25 protein-coding genes and 2 pseudogenes are annotated in these 23,716 nt (G+C 28.4%); 2 read left to right on the forward strand and 25 right to left on the reverse strand.

Features of this window, described 5'->3' with window-relative positions:
• Positions 1–11: 11 nt before the first annotated feature.
• The 14 genes and pseudogenes from AACT_RS13290 to AACT_RS13355 all read right to left on the reverse strand — a co-directional run bounded on the left by AACT_RS13290 (position 12) and on the right by AACT_RS13355 (position 8,511).
• Positions 12–296 carry a type II toxin-antitoxin system RelE family toxin gene (locus tag AACT_RS13290; RefSeq protein ID WP_172127653.1) on the reverse strand — a complete coding sequence of 95 codons (285 nt, stop codon included), beginning with the start codon at positions 294–296 and terminating at the stop codon, positions 12–14.
• A complete protein-coding gene (locus tag AACT_RS13295; RefSeq protein ID WP_172127655.1) occupies positions 286–537 on the reverse strand; it encodes a type II toxin-antitoxin system Phd/YefM family antitoxin in 252 nt (83 codons plus the stop codon). The genes AACT_RS13290 and AACT_RS13295 overlap by 11 nt, the downstream gene beginning before the upstream one ends.
• A 256-nt stretch (positions 538–793) precedes the next feature.
• A complete protein-coding gene (locus AACT_RS13300; protein ID WP_172127657.1) occupies positions 794–1,852 on the reverse strand; it encodes a hypothetical protein in 1,059 nt (352 codons plus the stop codon).
• An 18-nt stretch (positions 1,853–1,870) separates the two neighbouring features.
• Positions 1,871–2,254: pseudogene (locus tag AACT_RS13305) on the reverse strand (DUF4238 domain-containing protein); the annotation flags it as partial.
• Positions 2,255–2,570: 316 nt separating this feature from the next.
• Positions 2,571–2,759, reverse strand: a complete 189-nt coding sequence (locus AACT_RS13310; RefSeq protein ID WP_172127659.1) for a DUF4238 domain-containing protein — start codon at positions 2,757–2,759, stop codon at positions 2,571–2,573.
• A 53-nt stretch (positions 2,760–2,812) separates the two neighbouring features.
• Complete coding sequence (locus AACT_RS13315; RefSeq protein WP_172127661.1) at positions 2,813–3,118, reverse strand: CcdB family protein; 306 nt, start codon at positions 3,116–3,118, stop codon at positions 2,813–2,815.
• Positions 3,118–3,363, reverse strand: a complete 246-nt coding sequence (locus AACT_RS13320; RefSeq protein ID WP_172127663.1) for a type II toxin-antitoxin system CcdA family antitoxin — start codon at positions 3,361–3,363, stop codon at positions 3,118–3,120. The genes AACT_RS13315 and AACT_RS13320 overlap by 1 nt, the downstream gene beginning before the upstream one ends.
• Before the next feature lie 136 nt (positions 3,364–3,499).
• Complete coding sequence (locus tag AACT_RS13325; RefSeq protein WP_172127665.1) at positions 3,500–3,883, reverse strand: RidA family protein; 384 nt, start codon at positions 3,881–3,883, stop codon at positions 3,500–3,502.
• A gap of 28 nt (positions 3,884–3,911) precedes the next feature.
• A complete protein-coding gene (locus AACT_RS13330) occupies positions 3,912–4,697 on the reverse strand; it encodes an NUDIX hydrolase (RefSeq protein ID WP_172127667.1) in 786 nt (261 codons plus the stop codon).
• 27 nt (positions 4,698–4,724) lie between these two features.
• Positions 4,725–5,339, reverse strand: a complete 615-nt coding sequence (locus tag AACT_RS13335) for a LysE/ArgO family amino acid transporter (RefSeq protein WP_172127669.1) — start codon at positions 5,337–5,339, stop codon at positions 4,725–4,727.
• Positions 5,332–5,964, reverse strand: a complete 633-nt coding sequence (locus AACT_RS13340; RefSeq protein WP_172127671.1) for a MarC family protein — start codon at positions 5,962–5,964, stop codon at positions 5,332–5,334. Before AACT_RS13340 ends, AACT_RS13335 begins: the two co-directional genes overlap by 8 nt.
• 1 nt (position 5,965) lies before the next feature.
• Positions 5,966–6,934 carry an amino acid ABC transporter permease gene (locus AACT_RS13345; RefSeq protein WP_172127673.1) on the reverse strand — a complete coding sequence of 323 codons (969 nt, stop codon included), beginning with the start codon at positions 6,932–6,934 and terminating at the stop codon, positions 5,966–5,968.
• A gap of 3 nt (positions 6,935–6,937) precedes the next feature.
• Complete coding sequence (locus AACT_RS13350) at positions 6,938–7,753, reverse strand: transporter substrate-binding domain-containing protein (protein ID WP_172127675.1); 816 nt, start codon at positions 7,751–7,753, stop codon at positions 6,938–6,940.
• 29 nt (positions 7,754–7,782) lie between these two features.
• Positions 7,783–8,511: an amino acid ABC transporter ATP-binding protein gene (locus AACT_RS13355; protein ID WP_172128701.1), complete on the reverse strand. Its 729-nt coding sequence runs from the start codon at positions 8,509–8,511 to the stop codon at positions 7,783–7,785.
• A 162-nt stretch (positions 8,512–8,673) separates the two neighbouring features.
• Here AACT_RS13355 and AACT_RS13360 point away from each other — a divergent pair, with 162 nt between their 5' ends.
• The gene (locus AACT_RS13360; RefSeq protein ID WP_172127677.1) at positions 8,674–9,561 is read left to right on the forward strand and encodes a DMT family transporter; all 888 of its coding nucleotides are present in this window, start codon (positions 8,674–8,676) and stop codon (positions 9,559–9,561) included.
• Here the strand turns inward: AACT_RS13360 and AACT_RS13365 are convergent.
• Positions 9,545–10,435: an AraC family transcriptional regulator gene (locus AACT_RS13365; RefSeq protein ID WP_172127679.1), complete on the reverse strand. Its 891-nt coding sequence runs from the start codon at positions 10,433–10,435 to the stop codon at positions 9,545–9,547. The genes AACT_RS13360 and AACT_RS13365 overlap by 17 nt on opposite strands.
• 117 nt (positions 10,436–10,552) lie before the next feature.
• Between AACT_RS13365 and AACT_RS13370 the strand changes: the two genes are divergently transcribed.
• Positions 10,553–11,656 carry an aminotransferase-like domain-containing protein gene (locus AACT_RS13370; RefSeq protein WP_228720495.1) on the forward strand — a complete coding sequence of 368 codons (1,104 nt, stop codon included), beginning with the start codon at positions 10,553–10,555 and terminating at the stop codon, positions 11,654–11,656.
• 24 nt (positions 11,657–11,680) lie between these two features.
• Here the strand turns inward: AACT_RS13370 and AACT_RS13375 are convergent, their stop codons facing one another.
• From AACT_RS13375 to AACT_RS13420, 10 genes and pseudogenes are all read right to left on the reverse strand, one after another.
• Positions 11,681–12,364, reverse strand: a complete 684-nt coding sequence (locus tag AACT_RS13375) for a DUF5718 family protein (RefSeq protein ID WP_228720589.1) — start codon at positions 12,362–12,364, stop codon at positions 11,681–11,683.
• A gap of 33 nt (positions 12,365–12,397) precedes the next feature.
• Positions 12,398–13,456: an IS630 family transposase gene (locus AACT_RS13380; RefSeq protein ID WP_172127681.1), complete on the reverse strand. Its 1,059-nt coding sequence runs from the start codon at positions 13,454–13,456 to the stop codon at positions 12,398–12,400.
• 53 nt (positions 13,457–13,509) lie between these two features.
• A pseudogene (locus AACT_RS13385) lies at positions 13,510–13,656 on the reverse strand (DUF5718 family protein); the annotation flags it as partial.
• Positions 13,646–15,367: an FMN-binding glutamate synthase family protein gene (locus AACT_RS13390; RefSeq protein ID WP_172127683.1), complete on the reverse strand. Its 1,722-nt coding sequence runs from the start codon at positions 15,365–15,367 to the stop codon at positions 13,646–13,648. The gene AACT_RS13390 and the pseudogene AACT_RS13385, both read right to left, overlap by 11 nt.
• A 143-nt stretch (positions 15,368–15,510) precedes the next feature.
• Positions 15,511–19,074: a bifunctional proline dehydrogenase/L-glutamate gamma-semialdehyde dehydrogenase gene (locus AACT_RS13395; protein WP_216658204.1), complete on the reverse strand. Its 3,564-nt coding sequence runs from the start codon at positions 19,072–19,074 to the stop codon at positions 15,511–15,513.
• A gap of 134 nt (positions 19,075–19,208) precedes the next feature.
• Positions 19,209–19,931, reverse strand: a complete 723-nt coding sequence (locus tag AACT_RS13400) for an ABC transporter ATP-binding protein (RefSeq protein WP_172127685.1) — start codon at positions 19,929–19,931, stop codon at positions 19,209–19,211.
• Positions 19,921–20,709: an ABC transporter ATP-binding protein gene (locus tag AACT_RS13405; RefSeq protein WP_172127687.1), complete on the reverse strand. Its 789-nt coding sequence runs from the start codon at positions 20,707–20,709 to the stop codon at positions 19,921–19,923. Before AACT_RS13405 ends, AACT_RS13400 begins: the two co-directional genes overlap by 11 nt.
• Entirely contained in the window at positions 20,709–21,674 is a 966-nt protein-coding gene (locus AACT_RS13410; RefSeq protein ID WP_172127689.1) for a branched-chain amino acid ABC transporter permease, read from the reverse strand. Before AACT_RS13410 ends, AACT_RS13405 begins: the two co-directional genes overlap by 1 nt.
• Positions 21,674–22,576 (reverse strand): branched-chain amino acid ABC transporter permease, encoded by a 903-nt coding sequence (locus tag AACT_RS13415; protein ID WP_172127691.1) that lies wholly within the window; start codon positions 22,574–22,576, stop codon positions 21,674–21,676. Before AACT_RS13415 ends, AACT_RS13410 begins: the two co-directional genes overlap by 1 nt.
• A 12-nt stretch (positions 22,577–22,588) precedes the next feature.
• A complete protein-coding gene (locus AACT_RS13420; protein WP_172127693.1) occupies positions 22,589–23,710 on the reverse strand; it encodes a branched-chain amino acid ABC transporter substrate-binding protein in 1,122 nt (373 codons plus the stop codon).
• Positions 23,711–23,716 lie beyond the last annotated feature (6 nt).

Consider the following 23,716-nt stretch of genomic DNA (forward strand, 5'->3'; position numbering starts at 1 on the left):
AGAGTAAAAAGTTAAAATCTACCTTTTAAATTTTTGTAAATTTTATCATTTTCTCTTTTTCCAACACTTAGTACAAGAACGATTATTTCTTCATCTTTTACTTCATAGGCAAGTCTATAACCAACTGTTCTTAATTTGATTTTATAAACATTTTCATATCCGCTTAGTTTATCTTTTTCTACTCTTGGATTTTCTAATCTCTCTTTTAACTTATTTTTGAATTGTTCTTTTATAGTAGACCCTAATTTACTCCATTCTTTTAAAGCTTTAGGTTTAAATTCAAGATTATAAGTCATCTAAGTTTACTTTAATTGGTGTATCTGAATCCTTTAGAGATTTTTCAACTTCAAGAGATAAATGATAATCATCTATAATATCCATCATTTTTTCATATAATTTACTTGGAACCAAATAAGCACTTGGAATATTATGATTTAAAATTGCGATAACTTCATTATCTGCTTGATTTAGCAATTGAGTAGGAGACTTTTTAAGTTCAGTAATACTGGCCGTATACTTTGCTAAAATTGCTTGCATTTCAGATCCTTTCTTGATATTAAATATTGTACTTAATATAGTACCTTTTGTCAATATAGGGTTTTTATATTTATTCATATATTTAAAAAACAAAGAGTTGGATTGAATTTGAAATAGATTATTTTAGTTTTTCTAAAATATCTAAATTTTCATATCCAATTAATTTATCTTTTTCTACTCTTGAATTTTCTAATCACTCTTAAAGATTTAATTATCTAAAAGTTAATCTCTTGTTTTAATTCTAATTCATTTAAGTTCAGCATTTTGTATTTTTGATAGTTTCTAACTCTAGCCTATTTCTCATTTCATCTATATGAGAAATAGAAAAATAGTCTTTAATAATATTTGTATTTTTATATTTAGATATAAAACTATAAATTTCATTTATTTTATCATCAGGATTAATTATAAATAACTCTTTCACTCCATCATGTAAACTAGAATGGTCTTTTAAATATTGTAAAGTATACAGAAATAAGTTTTTTATAAAGAAATCATCTTTTGCTAAACTCAATCCTATTATATAAATATCTTTTGTAAAATTAAATATATTTTCTATTTTATACCAATGCAAAGCATTAAATCTCACATCAAAAGCTTTTCCATATCCTGGTAATACTAAAAAAGGTTCTATTGAAGAAGTATTGTTTCTCCAATATCTATTATTATGTAACATATCAGATTTATAAATTTCTAATTTTGTTCTATCATATTCAGGATGCAACGGTGTCCAATTTAACCCATCATCTCTATATGGTTTTGTAATTCTCCAATTTATAGAACCGTGAAGTTTGGCAAGATTGATACAACCTTCTTCTACAAAATTATAAGTATATTTCTTACCTACTTTTATTAATGAAGCTTCTAATAGTAAATCCCAATTAAATGATAGAACTATATCTTTATCATGCAATTGTTCTGCAAACTTTATATAAATATCTGGTATATCTTCATAAGGTGTTTTCTCAGAAATAGTCTTTGACAAGTAATATCTTAATGAAATTTTTTCTCTTGAACCATAGTCTTTATATCTTTCTCCTGCACCATACTCTCTTAATTCAATAAATTCTAAAAAATCACATAATTCATAAAAATCTATTTTTGAATAATCTATATCTTCATCATCTTTTAAATTTTTATATATTCTTACATAGTTATCTATTCTTTCAGAAATTTCTGATTCACTTTTAAATTTATCCATAGTAAGCTTTAAAAGTGTATCCATCAGGGGAATACCTGCACCTGCAGAAAATCCTGCTCCTAAAATAAATAATCTATTTTTATTAATATAATATACTTTATCTAGTTCTTTCATTTAAAATTCCTTCTAGTATTACATATTCTTAATATTGAAATCTATTTTTTTAGTTGAAAATACTTGCTTATTTGCAAAGTCATAAGTTGCTTTATTAATTTTATTAACTATATCTTTTGTAGCAATAAACTTTTTTTGTTTTTTATTTTCAAATATTCCACTAAATGCTAAATATTTAGAGATAGGAAAACAAACTTCTGTATTTTTCATTCCAAATCCAAGATGTTGTAAATTATCAGATTTATTTAGTGGGGCAATTGAAACAGGATAATCTGAGGTAATGAATTCACCAATAGTCTCATCTGATATAATTAGATACCAGTTTCTTTGATATAAAATATTTACTAACTCTTCAATAGCTTCAATTTCAGATTTAATATGAACCTCTTGATTTACTTCAAGAGTGTACCTACTTTTATCCTCTGTAAATTTCTTCTGTTCTTCATAGGGGGGGGTATATCTTCTTCTTTAATCCCTGCTTGTAAACATTAATCTTTATATATTTTTTCTGATGACATAGTCATACTCATAAATTTATCTGCAATATCGGTATATAATTTATCAAATATAGCTCTAGTTTTTGGATTCCGTAAACTAACTAAAGCTATAAAATTTAAAATATGGACTAGTTGTTCATCATTAGGATAGTTTTTTGTTTCAATAATTTCTTTAAAACTTATAGCTAGTACACTTTCAACTTTTGCTTGTTCAGTCTCAACTATATATTCCTTTCTGGAAAAGAGATTTTATTGAAATATTTGATATAACATATGTCATCTGGATTAGATCTAAAATAGTTATTTTTTACTTTATCATAAGCAAATAACATTTCTTTTTCGTCACCTGATTCTGTAAAATTTCTTAAATAAAATTTTGAAATATAATGATGATTTTTAGGAACTGACATTTATTTATATACTCCTTTATATAATTATTTATAAAACTAACAAAAAGTTAAACCTAAAACCCCGTAACCAAAAAATCAACTGCTCCAATAATCTCTTCTCTTTTATCTTTTAAAGAACAAACTTTATTTCCTAAAATTTCCATAGGAATACTTGCAAGTTCAGCAGTTGATAAAATTACATCTATTTCAGTTATAACAAATTTTGGATTTAAAAAGTCAATTGCTTCTTTACTAATTACTAAAGGAATCACAACTCTTGAAGATACATTTTTTAATATATCATTTTGAATATCTAATAGAAAAGGAATTTGTTCTTTTGTTTTTTCATTTATATTTTCATATACATCAAATTGAGCCATTAGAAACTTCTCAATCCATCAGAAAAAAGACCATTTTCTGATATTCTTTGATTATAAGAAGCTATTGCTTCTCTATTTTCTTTTTCCCAATTTTGAATTTCATGTTGTCGTATTAACTCTTCTAGAGTTTTTTCAACATTTGCAGAAACATTTATTTTGTATTTTTTCGCTTTTTCTAATAAATCAGAATTTATACTTATATTTGTAGCTTTTTTCTTTGCATTTTTGTTATATGTAGCTGTCATTACACATCCTTAATATACATTTATTAAGTGTAAGTATATCATACAATATGCAATGATACAAATATTAAAGAATTATAGATATTCAGTAAAAAAAGAAATTTATTATTTAAAGAAGTAGAACTAGAGAAAAGATTCCCTAGTTTTTAAAAGCAATTGCATCTACTTCAACAAAAACATTTTTTGGTAAAGTTTTAACAGCAATTGTAGCTCGTGCAGGTGCAGTTTCAGCTGGGAAATATTGTGCATATACTTCATTAAAAGCTACAAAGTTGTCCATATCAGACAGATAACAAGTTGTTTTAAGCACATTTTCAAAAGATGAATTTCCTTCTTCTAAAACTGCTTTTAAATTTTCCATAACTTGTACAGTTTGCTCTTTTACTCCACCTTCAATAATTTCCATAGTTTGAGGAACTAATGGAATTTGTCCTGATAAGAAAAGTAGTTTATCAAATGCTGTTGCTTGATTATATGGTCCAATTGCACTTGGAGCTTTTGTAGTTGATATTATTTGTTTCATTATTATTTTCCTTTATATTTAAAATGTATTATACAAGAGTCTTACTTTCCATTGGGAAAAATAGCTCAAAATCTTTTTTAATATGACATAGAACTTCTTGATTTGCTTTGATAAATCCTTTGTACTCCAAAGATGCAAATACAACTGCTTTTGAGTAAGCTAAAACTTCATCATCTTCTAAATATCTATTTACATCAATCCATTTTGCATCTAAGATTTCTTGAGTATCTTGAATATTTATTTCTAAACTTTTGGGCTTTGCAATACAAAGTACATATAAGTTTGATTTATGAAATTGGTGTGGATAGAAGTGCCCTAAAGAGATGATTGATTCAAACTCAACAATAACTCCTGTTTCTTCAAAAACTTCTCTTTCAAGAGCTGTGGAAATCATTTCACTATTATCAATATGACCACCTGGAAGTTTATATCCTAGGTTTGAGATTTTTTCTTTTATTACTAATATTTCATTTTTATCATTTATTACAACCGCACCCACACCTAAAGTATGATTTGCAGCTGTTGGAATAATTGCATTTTCTTTTATTCTTTTTACCACTAGTACATAAGATTCATCACAAGAATGAAAAAAGAAATCTTTTGAAATTGCAATTGGAATAAAATCTGATTTTGTAATATCAATATAAATCCAAATAAGATTTCTTTTATATTTTACTTCTTCTATTAAAAAATCAAGATTTAACTCAAACTCTTCTTTTGTATTAGGAAGATTTTTACTATCAATTGTTAGTCCATTATATGGATCAATAATAGTATTAAAACAGCCTATTTTTTCTACACTTGTATTATTCATAATTTAACCTTTGAATAATTATATTAACTAATATTTGATTAAATCTATTAAAGTATAAGCAATAATTAGCATAATAATTCCAATTAAAATATCAAGAATTTTCCAAGTGATTGGCTTTTTAAATAAAGGAATTAAAAGTCTAGCCCCAAAACCTAAAAGTATGAACCATGAAGCAGAACCGCTAATTGCACCTAAAAGGAAATATATTTTTAAATCATTTTGTATATTTGCTCCAATTCCACCAATTAATAAAACTGTATCTAAATAAGTATGTGGATTTAAAAATGTAAAAACTAAAAGCATACCAATAACTTGTTTTAAAGGATTAGTTTTAGTTTTCCCATCAATTTCTAAACTTTCATTTTTAAATGCAGATTTAAAAGATAAAAAAGAGTAAAAAGTTAGAAATACAATCCCAATTATTGCAATAATATTTATAAGTAATTGATTTCCTTGAACAAAAAATCCAAGTCCATAAACTCCAGCTGTTATTAAAATAGTGTCAAATAATATGCATAAAAATACAGCAAGCAATACATATTGTTTTAAAAGTCCTAGTTTTAAAACATAAGCATTTTGAGCACCAATTGCAACTATTAATGAAAAAGTTACAATAAAACCTTTTAAATATATATCAAGCACCTAAATACCCTTTACTCAAACTTACAATTCCACCAACAATAAATTGAACAGCAATGGCTCCTACAATTAAACCCATAAGTTTTGTAATAATATTTTGACCCGTAAGACCTAAATATTTTTTAATATAAATTGAGTTTTTTAAAATTAGATAAAAAACTAAAGCATTTAAACAAAAGGCCATTGAAATAGAAAACAGATCTAAGGCAGTTTGAGCTTGATGCTTAAAAATTATAATAGTAGTAAATAATCCTGTTCCAAAAGCAATTGGAATACCAAGGGGTATTACAGATAACTCTTCATTGTTTTTCTCATCTAAAGTATTATCATCTTTTGGTTTTGTTGTTCCATTTACCATAGAAATTGCCATTAAAATAAGAACAATACCACCCATTACTTTTAAAGAATTTTCATCAATACCAAAAAGTTTTAAAAGCATTTCACCTGAAATTAATACAACAAAAAAAGCAATGATAATTGTAATGGTAGCTTTGTAAGCTACCTTATTTATTTGTGTTTTTGTAATATTTGGACTTAGTATTGATAAAGCAATTGCACTTATACCAATAGGGTCCAAAATAGCAAAAAAAGTAATCGATTGCTGTAAAAAAGTAGCTAAAGCATCCACTTTAACTCATTCCACCTTTTTCAGCCATTCTTTTTTCTAATTTATGTCCCACATAACTTAAAACTGAAGTAATTGATAGATAAACTAAAGCAATTACAATCCATGTTTCAAAGGGAGAGAAAGTGTTTGCAACTATTTCTTTTCCTACTTTTGTTAAATCAGTAATTGATATAACAGAAACTAAAGAAGAATCTTTTATAAGTGCAATCATTTCACCAACAAGTGTTGGTAATGCTCTTTTAAAAGCTTGAGGTAAGATAATATATCTCATAGCCTGAAATTTAGTTATTCCTAAAGAGTTTGCAGCTTCAAGTTGACCTTTGTCAATAGATTGAATTGCACCTCTTAAAATCTCCGCCATATAAGCCCCAAAGAAAATACCAAGAGCTAAAACCCCTGCTACAAATCTATCCAATTCAAATATATTTGCAACTATAAAATAGAATAAAAATATTTGTACAAGTAAAGGTGTTCCCCTTACAATGGTTATATAAACAGTAGCAATATCTTTTAAAAATTGATAGGAAGAAAGCTTCATAAAAGCTACTATTGTTCCCAGAATAAAAGTTAAGATTGCTGCAAAAAAAGAAATTTTTAGAGTAACCCAAAGACCATTTAAAATAGGTCCTGTTTTTTTCTGTGATTTTGTAGCAATATAATCACCCTCGTAAACATCTTCACCTAATACGTAAGAAAATTTATATGAAGCATCTAAGTTAAGCTTTACTTTTTCATCACTATTTTCTAAATAGTAGATACCATCTTGGACAATTAATTTACCATTTGCAGGCGCTTCAACTGTTTTAGTTTCTGTATATACAAAATAATCAGGAATTGAGTTCCACTTCCATATGTAATTCATATTTGATGCAGCAATATATAAAAAATATCCAACTGCTATATAAAAACATAGGGCAATTAAATGCCCTACATTTTTATTTTGTGCTAATGATTGATGCTTTTTTGCCATCTATTATTGAACTCTTTGTAACCAGTCAGTTTCAACTAACCATTTTTGATATAACTCATCACTAAATCCAACAACTTTATCTTCTTGAGCTTGTCTTAAGAAGTTATTTAACCAATTAAGGAAATCAGGATCACCTTTTCTAATAGCCCAACCTAATGGCTCATAAGTTAAAGGAGTATCTAAATGAACTAATTTATCTTTACCTTTATCACTCATAAATAATACATTGTAAGGTTGATCATAAACCATTGCAGCAGCTTTACCATTTAAAACTTCAGCAGCAGCATCAGCTTCTGTTTCAAAAGTTACGATTTTTGCTTTTTTAAAGAATTTTTTAGTTGCAATTTCACCTGTAACTCCAAGTTTAGTAACAATTGTATATTCAGGTTTATCTAAATCTTTTGCAGTTTTAATAGTATCTGCTAATTTTTTATCCATCATAACAGTTTGACCAACAACAATATAAGGATTAGCAAAATTAATTTGTAAATTTCTTTCTTGAGTAATAGTCATACCTGACATAATAATGTCAAATTTATCAGTAATAAGACCTGCAATAATTCCATCCCATGAAGTTGGAACTAGTGTTAACTTAACACCCATATCTTTAGCCATTTTTCTAGCCATGTCAACATCATAACCTATGATATTACCTTTTTTGTCTTTCATTTCAAAAGGCATGTAACCAGGTTCCATACCAACTCTTAATTCACCACTTTGAATAATTTTATTCAATGTTGAATTCTTCCATAAATCTAAATCTGCTGCAAACATATTTAATGTTGCAAAAGCCAAAAATGCCATAACTAATTTTTTCATACTTTTCTCCTTGTTTTTAAATTAAATTATTAATGTGTCAAAATTTCATTTAGAAATTTCTTTGCTCTATCACTTGAAGGATTATTAAAAAACTCTTCAGGTGTGTTTTCTTCAATAATTACACCATGATCCATAAATACAATTCTATGCCCAACCTCTTTTGCAAATCCCATTTCATGAGTTACACACACTATAGTAAAGTTTTCATGTGCTAAATCTTTCATAACTGAAAGTACATCACCAATAGTTTCAGGATCAAGTGCTGATGTAGGCTCATCAAAAAGAATGATTTTTGGCTTCATTGCCAATGATCTTGCTATTGCAACCCTTTGTTTTTGACCACCACTTAAATCAGCAGGATAAGAATTAGCTTTATCTGCAAGTTTTACTTTTTCAAGTAAATCCATAGCTATTTGTTTAACTTCTTTTTTATTCATATTTTTTACTAGTGTAGGTGCAATTGTAATATTCTCTAAAATAGTTAAATGAGGGAAAAGGTTAAAATGCTGAAATACCATACCAACTTCGCTTCTAATTGCTTGAAGATTTTTTTTACTAGCATGAATATCTATATTATCAACAATAATATCACCATCATCTATATCTTCAAGTCCATTTATACATCGAATAAGTGTAGATTTACCAGAACCACTTGGTCCACAAACTACAACTATTTCACCTTTTTTTACACTAAAATCTATATTCTTTAAAACATGGAAGTCATCATAGAATTTATTTATTTTAGTCATCGAAATTATATTATCTGTCATTTACACTCTTTTTTATTTGCTAAACATTAATCATACTAAAGTTTTCTTTAATTTTTTATATCACAATGTTATAATTTATATACAATTTATATATAATCTCTTATATTAATTAATATGATATAATTTCCGCTTTTATTTTAAAGGAATATTTTGAGATCAAAATTATATGAATTAAGAGCAGATTTATTACTTTTATCTGTGGCCATTGCTTGGGGTGTTACATTTTTAATGGTTCAAGATGCCATAAACTCAACTCCTGTTTACGCTTTCTTATTTTTTAGATTCGGCATTGCATCAATTTTAATGTTTTTTATAGCTTATAAATATTTAAACCAAATAAACAAAAGAACTATTTTTTATGGTGTGATATTAGGAACATTTCTATTCTCAGCTTTTGCTACGCAAACTTTTGGACTTTTATATACAAAAAGTTCTATTGTTGCATTTATCACAGGATTAAATGTTATTTTTGTTCCATTTTTAGCTTATCTGATTTTTAAAGATCATATATCAAAAAAAGTTTTCATTGCTGCAATTGTAGCTGTTATTGGTCTTTATTCACTTACTATGTCTGGAACTTTGACTGTTGGAATTGGAGAATTTCTTACTTTAATATGTGCATTCCTATTTGCTCTTCAAATAATATATACAGGGAAATTTTCAAAAGAGGTAAATGTATTTTTATTAGTACTATTTCAACTAATAACCGTTACGATTTTATCTTTAATTTTTTCATTAAGTTTAGATGATGTTACTTTTAATCTATCTTATGATTATGCATTTTTTAAAGCTGTATTAATAACAGCTATATTTGCAACTGTTTATGCTTTTTTAATTCAAACATATATGCAACAATTCACAACTGCTAGTAAAACAGCCATTATTTTTGCAATGGAACCCGTAAGTGCAGCTATATTTGCATACTTTATGATTTCTGAAACATTAACTTCTATTCAATTAAGTGGTGCTGTATTAATTGTTCTTGCAACTATAATTGCTGAAGTCAAATTTAAAAGAAAACTCAAACATACTTTATAGGTAAATAATAATCTAAGATAAACTCTTCATCACTACTTAGAAAATGATTTTTGTAATAAATAGTGTATGAAGGGTTTGTTGTTGTCTCATATCCACTTTCTATCAACCATGTATGATAAACCCATTGAATAAGCTTTATTACATCTCCATATTTGCCTCTTAAAGAAAACTTTGCATAAATACCTTTAGGAATATTAAGTGTAGGCAAAGATAGATTTTCTAAAGATCCATTTTCATTTTCAAGAACAATCATTGCAATATACTGACACTCTTCAAGGGGAGTGATAATTGGATTATCATGGTGTAATGCCATTTGTTTATAATCTTTTAAATCATTTGTATAAATCCAAGTTTGAAGTTTCTGCCACGTTTTTTTAATACTTATATCATAACCTTGGTGTCTAATATAATATGCTTTTAGTTCAGGCATTTTTACAATACTTGGTTCTATTTTTGAGAAATCTATATTTTTATCTATTAAATTATTTGGGTTTAATATTTTTTCAACTATTTTATTTGAATACTCTTTGTAACCTCCACTTTTCCACATTTTAGGAGTCATAATAAATCTTTCTTTAAAGGCCCGTAGAAAAGAAGTTTGTGAACTATACCCTGTCATATTTGCTATATCTGTAATAGTAGAGTATTTATTTGTAATCAATAAATTTGATGCTTTTTGTAATCTAATTGATTTTATACTTTCATAGATGTTTTTCCCAAACTCATCTTTAAAAATTCTATGCAAATGAAACTTGCTAATATTCAACTCAATACTTAAATCATCAATGTTAATATCAGTATCTATATATTTATAAATATAATTCATAGCATCATTAGCAATTTTTGTTCTTTTTTCATAGGTATTTTTCTTCATAAGTAAATTATAGCAAATAAAATAAACAAAATTAGCAATAATAGATAATAAAGTGTGCATTTTTTGTAAAGAGTTAAAAACAAAATTGATGTATGCTATCACAAAAAAAGGATATGTATGAAACGATCATTTATTAGAGAAATCCTTGAATCAATTGATGAGACAACAATCTCATTTGCAGGTGGACTGCCAAGTGAAAAGTTATTCCCTGTAGAAGATATAAAAACAGCAACTATGAAGATATTTGATAATCCAAAAGTATTTCAATATGGAGTTAGTAATGGAATAGCAGAGTTAAGAGAAAAAATAGCTGCTAGATATACAAAAGAAGGCTTTCCTACAAGAAAAGACAATATTCTAATTACTACAGGAAGCCAACAGGGTATGTATATTCTTGCTAAGTATTTTGAGAGTAAAGATATTACTATTGAAGAGCCTTCATATTTGGGAGCTATGAATATTTTTAGATTAAATCATCTGAATATGAAAGGTGTAGAACTTGAGAATAATGGTGTTAATATTGAAAAATTTAATGAAAGTTTTAAAGAGACAAAATTAGCATACTTAATTCCGGATTTTCAAAATCCATCTGCAAGAACTTATAGTGATGAAAAAAGAGAGCAAATAGCAAGAATTGTTAGTGAAGAAGATGGAATTTTAATAGAAGATAGTCCATATAGTGAGCTATTTTTTGATAAAAAAAATACAAGTATTAGTGTAAAAATTCCAAAAAATTCATTTCATTTAGGATCTTTTTCTAAAACATTAGTTCCAAGTCTTAGAATTGGTTGGATTAGAGCTGATGAGAAATTACTTCAATCTTTAATGATTATAAAAGAAAGCATTGATTTACACTCATGTGGAATTTCTCAATATATTTTAAATGAGTATTTAAAAGATGAAGAAAAATATGAAAAACATCTTCAAGATATTAGAGATGATTATGAGAAAAAAGCAAACTTCTTTTGTGAGCAATTAGATAAGTATCTTCCTGAATTTAAATATGAAAAACCAAAAGGTGGAATGTTTTTATATGGAAGTTTTGAAGGAATAGACTCTTTTGCATTAGTTCAAAAATGTATAGAGAAAAAAGTTGTTTATGTTCCTGGAAATCAATTTTATATAGATAAAGTTCCAAATGGAGAAATTAGATTTAACTACACTCACTCTACTTTTGAGCAAATAGAAAAAGGTATTCAATTAATCAAAAGTTGTTTATAAAAAAGGCATTTGACCTTTTTTATATTAAACAATAAGCTGATATAACTTAGAGCACTCAGGTAGTTTAGTATTTGAATCTATATTATTAATGATATTTTGATGAGAATATACCCGTGCATTGTACACATAAATAAAAAGCTCATCACCTTTTTTTAAAAAGTTTCTTTTTCCAAATTCACTATAAGCTGTCGCACCTGCAGCTATTAGCATACCTTTTGCATCTTTAGCATTTTTCATAAATTGACCTAATTCTTCTAAAGGTCCACAATCTTCTTGTGTATTAAACTTATTAATCATCCAATCTTTTAATTGAGTAAAAAAATATGAATATGACTTAACAGCTGAGATTGTTCCATAATTATGAATTTTACCATCCCTTTTAATAAAAGAAGAAAGGTGATATTTACTTAAAATCCCAGTTTCACTAAAATTATCAATTTCTATAAAATCTGTTGATATTCCTTTTGTATTTATTCCCCAATTTTTCTTTGTACTTAATTTATTCCCATCTTGAAATCTAAGAGAGCAATCATTAAAAGCAGAAAAATATCTAGGAATAATATCTATTACTTTTTCATTTTCATATACAAAATCACAAATCAACGCAACTTCTGGTTCTGCTTGTAATTTATCAGATTCTCTATTATGTGTAGAGAGCACATCATAAGAAATTGGATATGTTCCTAAAAAAGAATCATGACCTTTTATATATTACTCCCCCAATAAACAGAGCTAATTTCATTAGCTAGCATATTTCACACTTTGATGTTGAAAAAAGTTAGCTATTTTTTGTGGATTCTTTTGTAAACTCTCCATATAATTTTGTGTGTTTTCTTTTAGTTCTTTTTGATTTTTTGGCAATCCATTTTTATGTACATTACTCTTATAATCTTGATTCAAATATTCATCAGGATTAAATTCTGGAGAATATGGTGGAAGATAAAATAATTTGATTTTATCTTTATGCTTTTCTTCCCAAGCTTTTACTAATTTAGCATGATGTACTCTTAGGTTATCTACTATCATAAATACTTTTTTATCATTTGATTTTATTACTTTTTCTAAAAAATCTATAAAATTATCTGTAGCTATTGAATCATCATACAATGCAAACATTGATTTACCTGTATTAGTAATGGCTGATATCATATTCACTTTAAATTTTCTAGCTGTATGGGTAAGAATAGGTTTTATTTTACTTCCTATTGGAGCATATCCTTTTAAATTTGATGGCATTGATACACAAGCAGTCTCATCGGCCCACCAAATATCTGCATTATTTATTTTTGCTTCTTTTTTGATTTGTGGATATGTTTCTTCCAACCAAGCTTTAGTTGCACTATCTTTTCTTTCATAAGCTCTTTTTATTGGTTTTTTCGAAGTAAATTGCCATTTTGCAAGATAATCTCCAACTGTTGATATTGGCATATCAATATCTACTACTCTTAGAATTAACTGTTTTACAGCTTCTCTTGTCCACAAAGCAAACTTAAACTTTAATTGTTCTGGGGTTGTATCTATAAGCATTCGGATGATTTTTTCCTCTTGTTCATCGCTAAGTCTCTTACCAGACTTTTTAGGACGACCAGTTTTTTGAACTTTAAGTGCTTTTTGACCATCTTTTTTATATTTGCTATACCATCTTGATGTTGTGATTTTTGACAAACCTAATATTGCAGCTGTTTCAAGATTACTTATACCACTCTCTCTTAATTTGATTGCTCTATCTCTGAGATACTGTAATGTATTTGAATCCACTTTTCTCGCATCATTTTTTTCTAATTTATTTACTTTTTCCATTTCAAATTATAGCTAAATTTAGCATATAATTAGTTTAGTTTATCGGTGGAGTAATAAAAAGGGAATAAACCTTTTGGAGCATTTTTGTCTTCAGTTTTAATTACTGAAAATTCATCCGCTTCTCCTGCTTCTCCTAAGTGACCTGCAAAGTTGCCAGCAACTGCAAAACCTAAATAATCTTTTAAATCATTAGCTTGCATTTGGCTCATCCTTTTTCTTTTTTTTCAATATTCTTCTTTCAAATAATTCATGCATATCATCATGAATAATAGAATCAATATCTAAAAATATAAGTTTCTCAATATTTAGCTCTTTTACATTTTTTAAACCCATAACTGCTAATAAACTCTTCATACTTTTTATAATATTGTTATGATAATTTTTTACAAACTCTGAGTGTTTTTTTACAAAATAATGTTTTCTTTTTTTAATATCTTGAGTAGCTAATCCAACAGGACATTGATGTTTCCCTGAACCTGAACAATAACGAGCACGAATACATCCAGCACTCATCATAAATCCACGTGCAATTTGCACGAAATCAGCTCCCAAGCATAATATTATAATTACATCATCAGGGGTTAGTATTTTTCCACTTGCAGATATTTTTACATATTCTCTTACACCATGGTCTTTTAATACCTTATCAACTAAATATAAAGCATCTCTTATATCCATACCAATTCGTTCCATCATTTCCAATGGTGCCGTTCCCGTTCCACCACTTCCACCATCAATAGAGATATAATCAGGATATGGTAAACCTAACTCAACTCTTCTTTTAATCTCTTTGGCAATTGGAACAATATTATTATGATCTGATATTACAATTTTTATACCAACAGGTTTTCCTGATGCTTTTTGAAGTTCACCTATGAAATCAAATAACTCTTCATTTGTATTTGCATAGGGAAATCTATTTGGTGAGAAAGCATCTTTATTTGCTTCAATATTTCTATAATAGGCAATAGAAGGAGTAACTTTTTTAGCTATTAGTTTTCCACCTGTTTGTTTTGCACCTTGAGCGATTTTTATTTCTGTCATTTTACAAAAGCTCATCTGTTTTTTATAACGTTCTATATCAAATTTTCCTTTTTTTGTTCTAACTCCATATAGTCCTGAACTAATTTGTAAAATTACATCTGGCATATCAGAGGGAACTTCTTTTGGGAAAGATTCAAGGGGAGCATCCCAATTTAATCTGTAAAAACAATCCTTCTTTTTATTAAAAACATAAGTATCAGCTTGATTATCTTTTCTAAATACAATTTTTCTATATAAATCAACAGCAACAGGTTCATTAAAAAATATTTTTGCTAATTTAAATATTTTATATTCAAAAGAACTACCACTAACTTCTTTCATATAACTTGTGTCATAATCATTATGTGTTACAAAAAAGTTTGAAGTTAAACCTCCCTCACCTGAATTTATAGGGAATCCTCCCATTTGAGCACCATATACAAAAGCTCTAGTACCTTCAGGAGAAATAGAACCATCACTCATAGGCCCTCTTCCTAATATTGATTTTGTAATAAAGGGTTTTTCCTGATTTTTTCCAAAAGTTACTGAAAAATCATTTTCAACTTCATCATCATTTAAAACGATATTTGTGTGTCTTAGCATAAATTTTGGTTTAGGTAAGGGTTGAGAAGGAGAAAAAGAAGAGTAGTTTGGTTTGTCCCTTGAAGCGTTGTAAACCCAGTCTAGTTTATCCATTGATTCATAGAATTTTTCATCTCCAAAATATTGTCCAAAGGGTTCTCTAAATTCTTGAAAAACAAATCTTAATCTTCCAATAATGGGGTAATTAACCAAGATTTGATGTGTCCTTTGTACATATTTGTCATGAACATACCATGCAAATATTAATATACCTATAGCTATTAAAACTATAATCCATGTTTCCATATGAAATCCTATTTTATTAGATACTGAATCATATCAGTAAAAAGTGCGTAAAAAGTAGTCTAAATTAGTGATTATTAAATATCATAATTAAGAATATATATAAATATTTATTAAAAAGGTGAAATAAGAAGACTTCCGTCTTCTTATTTTATACCTCTTGCTCCAATATTTCCATATCTATGGAATGAGTGAGAGATTGATTGTTCAATGAAGTAGTTTAGAAGTTCAAGTCTTCCTTCCATCATAGGTTTAGCTCTAATAATGAATGTTAAAGATTTTCTAGCTTCTTCAAATACAAGTTCAGGTACTTTTGAGATATCAGAATAAATAACTCTATCATAATTTTTAATAAATTTAACAAACTCTTCATCTGATTGTTCTACTAATGAATCTCTAGCTGAAAATAACTCTTTTGATACTTCTAGGAATGATTTTAGTAAGGCATTATTATCAAGTGATACTTTAAAATGTACTCCTGAAACTTTTGCTGCTAATATTCTTGAAACAACTTCAAAAATTGTATCACCTGAAGTTACTCTAATAACAACATTTTTTAAAGGTAAATATCTAAAGTGATTATCTTCACCTCTTACATTTGCATAATCTTTAGCTTTTGAAAATTCATTTTCATAATTTTCTAAATATGATTGAAGTGCAATTTCAAGTTTTTCAAAATCTTCTTTATTAGCATGTGTTGTTTTACAATTAGTTATAAAGTTTGTTAAACTATTACTATATTTTTTTTCAACTTTTGGAGCTGATTTTTCAGTAAAATCAACAAACTGAGTAATATAATTAAAAATACCTACTTTTCTTCCTGCACCAATTGCAGATTTACCCATACCACCAAAAGGTTGTCTAAGTACAATTGCTCCCGTTGTTCCTCTATTGATATATAGATTTCCAGCTTTTAGGTTTTCTTTCCAGTAATTTACTTCTCTTTCATCAAGTGATTCAATTCCTGAAGTTAATCCATATCCTGTATCATTTACAATTTTTACAGCATGAGCTAAATCATTTGCTTTAATAACTGCTAAAACTGGTCCAAACAACTCATTCATATGAATAAAGTTACCTTCACTAACTCCCCATTTAATTGATGGTTTTAGCATATATTCATTACCATCTACATATGAAGGCTCTAATAACCATGATTCATTTTTTTCCAATGATTCAAGAGCTTTTTTTAGATTTCCAGAAACTTTATTTGCTAAAGTTCCAATTCTATTTTTGAAATCCCAAATAGATCCAACACTCATAGAAGATGCTGTATCAATTAGAGCTTTTTTGAAATTTTCATCATTATAAACTTCTTCTTCTAAAACTAATAATGAAGTTGCAGAACATTTTTGACCTGAATTTCCAAATGCACTATTACAAACATTTTTAACAGCTTGTTCTCTATCTGCCATATTAGTTACAATTGTTGCATCTTTTCCACCTGTTTCAGCAGTTAAAAATAAATCTGGTCTTGTTTTTAACATAGAAGCAGCTGTATCTTCTCCTCCTGTTAAAATTACAAAATCTACATCTTTATTTGCAATTAAATGTTCACCTGCAAGTGCCCCAGGACAAGGTGCAAATTGTAATACATTTTTTGAAATACCAGCATCCCAAAAACATTTGCACATTTCATAAGCAGTTAATGCAGCAACCGAAGCTGGTTTAATAATAACTGTATTTCCCGCAGCTAAAGTAGCTGCAATTCCTCCTAAAGGAATAGCAACAGGGAAATTCCAAGGTGGAATTACAACTCCAACACCCTTACCTGTAAATTCTAAGTTTTCATACTTAGCAAAATAATCTGCACTATATGGATAGAATTCTAAGAAATCTACAGCTTCAGAAACTTCAACGTCAGTTTCAGTAAATACTTTACCAACTTCAGCAGCAGCAACTCCAATTAAATCATCTCTTCTCTCTCGCACTTTTATAGCAACTTTTTTTAAAGCATCATGTCTTTGAGCGTGAGATAATGATCTCCAACCATCAACATCAGCACGTGCAACTTCAACTGCTTTTTTTAAGTCTTCAGCACTTGCATTTGCAAATCTTCCAGCTAAAACACCATCTTTTAATTGAGATTTATCAATAGCATCTACAACCATTCTTTCTTCATTGATATCCATTCCACCAATTACTATTGGAGTGATTGCATGAACAGTATCTTTTGTAAATTTCCATTTTTTTACAATATTTCTAGCCCATTCTTGATTTTTTGGTAATACAAAATCTGTATCAGCTTCTGCATGATATTCACTATGAGAAAAAGCACCACTACTTTCATAAGATTCTTCTAATCTATTTTGAGTTCGTTTTGCACCTACAAATGATGTTTTTTCATTTTCAAAAGATTTAATAAATAACTCTTTTTGCATTTTCCAATCACTTGAGCCAACAGTTAATCCAAATGAATATCTAATAAAGTTATTTGGACCTGTATTTTCATCAAGTCTTCTAACTAAATATGCAATAGCATTTGTAAACTGCTCTTTTGAAGCTGTTGGCGCATATAAAATTACTGATTTTGAAATTTCTCTAATAGCTAAACGTGCTGCTTCACTCATACCCTCTAGCATCTCTAAAGTATGGTAATCACTTGTTCCATTAGCTTGTGCTAAAGTTGTAGCATATGCTAGTTCAAATAAATTATGAGAAGCTGTTCCTATATGCATATATGGAGCATTGTCTGCTTCAAGTGCATACCTAGCCATTCTTTTATAGTTTGAGTCAGTATCACTTTTTTCAGTATAAGTTACCATTTCCCAATGTTTTTGACTAGCTTCCGTTTCTTCCATTTCCATGTTAGCACCTTTTACAAGTCTGAACTTAATAGGTGAGCCACCATTTTTAACTCTATTTCTTGCCCAGTCACATAAATCTTTTTGCCAGTTAAATGAATCTGGTAAATAAGCTTGTAAAACAATTCCTGCGTAGAAATCTTTGAATTCTGGTTTTTCTAGCGTTCTTTTAAATACCTCAACAGTAATTGCTAAATCTCTATATTCTTCCATATCAAGATTTATAAATTTATTTGATTTTGTTCCATTTGGTGAAATATATGGATGTTTTTTTGCTTGAGCGTAAATTTCACTTAATTTTTCTACTAATACTTCAACTGTATGTTCAAAATCTAAAGCAATAATTTGAGAAAAAATAGTAGAAATTTTGATTGAAATATAATCAATATTTGGATTAGCTAAAGCTTTTAAATACTTTTCCATTCGCTCTGCTGCTTCAACTTCACCCAAAACAACTTCACCAATTAAATTAATATTTACTCTAGTTCCTTCTTCTTTCCTCATTTTTAAGTGTTTATTAAAAGGCTCTTCTTCTCCTTTAATAACTACTGTTTTTGTATCTTCTCTTATTTGATTTACAAACATTGGAACTGCTAAATTAGGAAGAAATTTTCCAAAGTTTTGAAATAACCATAAAAGTGTTTTATCTTTAGTTGTAAAGAAATGTGCCATTCCATGTTTTTCTAATAAAAAACATATTTGGTCAGCTATTCTAGCATTTGAATCACATCTAAATGCTTGGTCCATTAACTCAATTAATAGTGCTTTATCTTTTGGATGTTCAAGCATTTTATTCATTTTTACATAAAATTCTTTGTCCCATTTACTAACAAGCTGTGTAGCTCTGTTTTGCCATTTTTCAGCTAAACTTATTGCTGAATCTATAATTTCTTTTTCATTTTTCATTTACAATCCTTAAAATTAATTGAATCTTAATCAAATTTTAAGTAGCTTAAGACGCACGCTTTAAATGTGTCAATAGAGGGGAAACCGCCAAGTTATGCCCCTCTTGCTACTTTACGCTTTTTTCTTTTTACCTACTAATGTTTTTTACCTAAATATGCTTCTTGAATAGTTTTTGAGTTTAATAATTCTTCCGCTGTTCCTTCATGTGTGATTTTTCCAACTTCTAATACATAAGCACGATCAGCCAATTTTAAAGCTGCTTTTGCATTTTGTTCTACTAATAAAACAGTAACCCCACTTTGAGCTATCTCTTTTACTGCTTTAAAAATTGCTTTAATTAAAATTGGTGCTAAACCTAAAGATGGTTCATCCAAAATCAATAATTTTGGTTTAGACATAATAGCTCTTCCAATTGCAAGCATTTGTTGCTCACCACCACTTAAAGTTCCTGAAAGCTGTTTACGTCTTTCTTTTAATCTTGGTAAAATATCATATATCCAAGCTAGTGTTTCTTTATCATGGTTTTTTAGAGTATAAGCTCCCATCATAAGATTTTCTTCAACGCTTAAAGTTCCAAAAACTCTTCTTCCCTCAGGTGAATGAGACATCCCTAAACTTACAATATCGTGTGCTTCACATTTAGTAATATCATTTTTATCAAAAATAATATTTCCTGATTTTGCTTTTAAAAGTCCAGATATAGTTTGTAAAGTTGTAGTTTTACCAGCTCCATTAGCACCTAAAATAGTAACTACTTCACCTTTTTTAACATGAAGTGAAATTCCTTTAATTGCTGTTACTGCGCCATAAGATACATGAAGATCACGTATATCTAATAATATTTCATTATTTACCATTTTCTTCATCCTCCTCATCATCAGTTCCAATATAAGCTTCAATTACTCTTGGGTCATTTTGAACAAAATCAGGCTCACCTTGAGAAATCTCTTTTCCAAAGTTGATTACCGTAATATAATCAGTTAATTTCATAACCATTTCCATATCATGTTCAATCATCATAATTCCAAGTCCCATCTCTTTGATTTTTAAGATGATATTTGTAAGTTCTATTGTTTCATTTTCATTAAGTCCTGCAGCTGGTTCATCTAAAATTAAAAGTTCAGGCTCAGCTGCTAAGGCTCTTGCCATTTCGATTTTTCTTTGATTTCCATAAGATAAATCACCAGCTGGAGTATCTGCATATTTACTTAAACCAAAAAACTCCATTAATTCTTCAACTTTTTTCCACTGTTTTAATTCATCTTTTTTATAAAAAGGTGTATGAATAATCGAGTGGTACCATTTTTGTTTTGATTTTGTATGAGTTCCTGCAATTATATTTTCAGCAACACTCATCTCTTTAAATAATCTAATATTTTGAAATGTTCTTAAAACTCCCCTTTGGGCAATTTTATGAGGTTCCATTCCTGTGATGTTTTCACCTTTGTATTTTATAGTTCCCTTTTCAGGAGTATAAATACCTGTTACACAGTTAAAAAGTGTAGTTTTCCCAGCACCATTTGGACCTATAATTCCATATATCTGACCTGGTTTTACTTTGATTGTTAAATCATCAATAGCAACTAAACCATGGAAGAATTTTGAAACATTTTCTATTTCTAATACATATTTCATTATTTTGATTCCTCCGTTTTAGCTACTTTCTTTTTTAAGAATTTTGGGATATTTCCAAAAGTCGCTGGCCATACACCATTTGGTCGTAAAATCATAGTTAATACCATTGCTGCACCAAAGATTAAATATCTTGATTCTTTAAACTCTGTAAATAACTCAGGTAATACAAACATTACAAATGTTCCTATAATAATTCCTGGAAGTGAAGCAGATCCACCAACTAAAACAATTGCAAAGAACATAACAGATTGCATAAAGTTAAATGACTCAGGACTTACAGCTGAATACTGAATAGCAAATACACTTCCAGCAGCTCCAGCGATTGCAGCACCTAAAGCAAATGCAAATAGTTTATAATATGAGATATTAATTCCCATAGATTTAGCTGCTATTTCATTTTTATTTATATAATATAATGCTCTTCCATATTTTGAATTATCTAGATTTCTAATTATAAATAAAGTAATAAGTAATAATCCAAATGCAATATAATAAATGGCAGTATCAGAATATAACTCATATCCAAAAATTCTAACAACATCAATTCCAAATATTCCACTTGGACCACCTGTAACATCAAATACATTATTTTTTAATACTTGTTCAAAAATAATATTAAATCCAATAGTAGCAACTAATAAATAATCCCCACGAAGGTGAATAATTGGACCTGCTAATAAAATAGAAATAATTATAGGAAGAATAATTGCAAAAGGTACAGTAGCAATTATTTCAAATCCAAAGTGAACATTTAAAATAGCAGTTGTATATGCTCCTATTCCAAAAAATATTGCATGTCCCATATTGAAAATTCCAGCTCGTCCAAGAATAATATCTTGAGAAAAAGCTACAACTGCAAATACTAAAAAAGTAATTCCAATACCCAACCATGCAGAGTCAACTAAAAATGGGAAAACCGCCATTGTTAATAAAAATATTATGGCAATAATTGTAGTTTTATTCATTATACTTTCTCCGCCGTTTTTTCACCAAGAATTCCAGTTGGTTTTACAATTAGAATAACAATCAAAAGAATAAATGTAAATGTTTCAGCCCAAGTTGTAGATATATAACCTGAAATCATTGCATTAAATAATCCAAGTAAAAGTCCACCTAACATAGCTCCTGGAATTGAACCAATTCCACCAATAATAGCTGCAATAAATGCATTTAATCCATAAAGCCAACCCATATCAAAAGTTAAACCTCTATAGTAAATTCCAATAAACAATCCACCAATAGCTCCAAGCATAGAACCGATTATAAAAATAGTCATAATAATTCTATTAACATTAATTCCCATTAATTTTGCAGCATCTTGATCAATAGCAGTTGCTCGTATTGCTGTACCCATTTTTGTTTTATTAATAAAAATATATAGTGAAACCATTACAACAGCTGATAGAGCCAAAATTATAATTTGTGTAAATGAAATAATCACTCCACCAAAATCCCATGATGTACTTGGAAATACATCTGATGGAAAAATTTCCATATTTGGTCCCCAAATTAACATAATTCCATTTTGAATTACAAGTGAAGCTCCAAGGGCTGAAACAACAGCACTTAATCTTGGTGCCGTTCTTAAAGGTCTGTATGCAAGACGCTCAAGAAGAACACCCACAAAAGCCACAACTATAGCTGTTAAACAAAATACAATTACAATATTTACTAAAGATAATGCATTTGAACCATAAAACTGAGTAAAAATAGTCAAGCCCACATAAGCAGAAAAGGCAACAAGGTCACCGTGTGCGAAGTTAATTAACTTCATCACACCGTAAACCATCGTATAACCTAAGGCTACTAATGCATATAAACTTCCTATAGTTAATCCATTTATTAACTGTTGAAAAAAGATATCCATTTTATTTGCCTTTTATTCGCTAACTACGTCTTTAGTACCATCATTTTTCATTTTATAAACAACAAATTTAGCACCAACTCTTTCACCATCTTCTCTAATATTAAATGGTCCTGTAATTCCTGGGAAATCTTTCATAGTTCTGATGTAATCAGAGATTTTTTTAGTATCAAAAGAGTTTGTTTTTTCAACACCTTCAATAACTGCTCTTAAACCATCTGCATTTGTAACTGACCAAATTGATGGGGGATCCATTTGGAATTTAGTTTTATAAGCAGCAAGATATTTTTTAGCTTCTGGATATGGTAAAATCTCAGGTGTTGGGAAGTTTATTAAAACACTACCTTCAGCTGATGCACCTGCTAATTTGTAGAAATCTGGATTGTCATTTGAATCACCACCAACAAAATCTGCATCAATTTGTAATTGTGCTTGTTGAGCTCTTAATAATCCACCATCAGTATAATAACCTGAATAATAAATCACATCTGGATTCATTGATTTAACTTTTGTAAGCATTGCTGTAAAGTTTTGTGTTCCAGATTTAATTTTACCTCTATAAATTACATTTCCACCTAGAGCTTTAATAGATGCAGCTGTTGCATCTCCTAAACCTTCTGAGTAAGAAGAGTAATCAGATAAAACTACTATGTTTTTGTATTTTTTAGAATTAACCATATATTCAGCTGTAAAATCACTTTGTGATGAATTAGGGAATGAATTTCTAAAGAAAGTCCAATATTTGTTTGAAATTAAAGAATCACTTGTTCCATCTGATGTTTGTAAAACTTTACTTCTAAAGTATGTAGTTTGAGCAGCTTCAGTTGCACCTGAAGTATATGAACCAATAACTGCAAAAACACCTTCATTTACTAATTTTTTAGCACAAATAGCTGCTTTTTGAGCTTTACCTTCATCATCACAAGTTACAACTTCAATTTGTTTACCTAAAAGTCCACCAGCTGCATTTTTTTCTTCTACAATCAGTTTTACAAAGTTTTCAATACTTTGACCTTCATTTGCATATTCACCTGTAATTGGTGCTTGAACACCTATTTTCACAACATCAGCTGCCATTAACGAACTAGCTAAAATAGCACTTACTGCTATTGTTTTTGTAATATTTTTTAAAATCATTTATCT

The sequence above is a fragment of the Arcobacter acticola genome, from assembly GCF_013177675.1.
Lineage (GTDB): Bacteria > Campylobacterota > Campylobacteria > Campylobacterales > Arcobacteraceae > Aliarcobacter > Aliarcobacter acticola.